The organism is Nocardiopsis sp. NPDC055824 (assembly GCF_053616335.1).
This window is the reverse complement of the sequence record NZ_JBSHDN010000401.1, coordinates 1-1,732: the sequence shown is the minus strand read 5'-3', so window position 1 is coordinate 1,732 and position 1,732 is coordinate 1. Positions and strand designations below refer to the sequence as shown.

General features: G+C 74.6%; 1 protein-coding gene. It reads left to right on the top strand.

Annotation, left to right across the window (positions count from 1 at the left end; translation table 11 throughout):
• The first annotated feature begins 502 nt into the window (after positions 1-502).
• On the top strand, positions 503-1,609 hold the full coding sequence (locus ACWGL3_RS32160; protein ID WP_267945487.1) for a glycoside hydrolase family 5 protein: 1,107 nt from the start codon (positions 503-505) through the stop codon (positions 1,607-1,609).
• The last annotated feature ends 123 nt before the right edge of the window (positions 1,610-1,732 follow it).

Here is a 1,732-nt window from a genome sequence, read left to right as displayed (position 1 = left end):
GAGGAGGAGACATGAACGCACGCACCCGTGACGGCACTCCGGCCCCTGCCGCGCGCTACCCGGACCCGATGCCGCCGATGCCGCCGGACCCGTTCCCCCCGCCCCCGATGCCTGACCCCCCGTCCCCGCCGGATCCGCTGCCGGAGCCCCCGGGGCCCGCGCCCACGCCCGAGCCGCCCGGCCCGGAACCCGAGCCCGAACCCGCCTGAGGACGGGCCGGTCCCGGGAGGGGCCGGGGCCCGGTGGCCGAGCCCGCGGACGCGCCGCTCCCGGCGCGCCCGCGGGCTCCGCGCTGTTCGCGGTCCGCCGCCGCGGCCGGTCGCGGGGAGCGCGGCGGGCCCGGGCGGTGGGGCGCACGGGAAGGGTGCGTATTCGTCGCGTAAGGGGGCTTGACCGCTCCGTGACCGAAGTCTAGGTTGCGAGAAAAGAAAAGACTCCTTCCGGTTCGGTGCGACGTCCTCCCCCGGACCGCGCCGGGCCGCCACCCCGCTGGAGGAAGCCCGTGGCGCACCACCCCCCGTCCCCCGCCCGCACACGCCGGACCCCCGCCGGCGCCGCGCTCGTGGGAGCGCTCCTGCTCGCCGTGGCGCTCCTCGTCCTCGCGGGGGCGAACGGCCCCACGGGGGCGGCCCTGGCCTCGACCGGGCAGACCCGGGCGCCCTCCGGCCCCGAGTCCGCCGCAGGCCCCGCGGACACCCACGGGCAGCTCACCGTCTGCGGCGTCAAGCTCTGCGACAGCAACGGCGACCCCGTCCAGCTCACCGGGATGAGCTCGCACGGACTCCAGTGGTACAGCGACTGCCTCACCGACGGATCGCTGGACGCGCTCGCCCACGACTGGAACGCCGACGTGCTGCGCGTGTCCATGTACATCCAGGAGGACGGCTACGAGACCGACCCGCGCGGGTTCACCGACCGGGTCCACGAGCTGATCGAGGAGGCCACCGCCCGCGGCATGTACGTCATCGTCGACTGGCACATGCTCACCCCCGGCGACCCCAACCACAACACCGGGCGCGCCCGCACCTTCTTCTCCGAGATCGCCTCGGTGCACGCCGACAAGGACAACGTCCTGTACGAGATCGCCAACGAGCCCAACGGGGTCTCCTGGGACGCGATCAAGGGCTACGCCGAGGAGATCATCCCGGTCATCCGCGCCGAGGACCCCGAAGCCGTCGTGCTCGTCGGCACCCGCGCCTGGTCCTCCCTGGGCATGTCCGAGGGCTCGGACCACACCGAGATCACCGCCGACCCGGTCGACGCCGACAACATCATGTACGTCTTCCACTTCTACGCCGCCACCCACGGCTCCTACCGGGAGGCGTTCCGGGCCGCCGCCCAGGAGCTCCCGCTGTTCGTCACCGAGTTCGGCACCCAGCAGGCCACGGGCGACGGCCCCAACGACTTCGCGTCGGCCCAGGCCTACCTCGACCTCATGGAGGAGGAGCAGATCAGCTGGGTGAACTGGAACTTCTCCGACGACTTCCGCTCCGGCGCGGTCTTCGAGACCGGCACCTGCGCCGCCGGAGGGCCCTGGACCGGCACCGACTCCCTCAAGCCCGCGGGGGAATGGATCCGCGACCGGATCCGGGAGAGCGGCGCCGCCTGACCCCCGCCGCGCGGCGGCCCCCTGCCGGGGAGGCCGCCGAACGCGGCGGGGACCGCCCCGGGCGGTGAGGGGGCGCACCGGGAGAAGGGTGCGCCGCTTCCCGTCGGGGGCTCCGGGCACGCG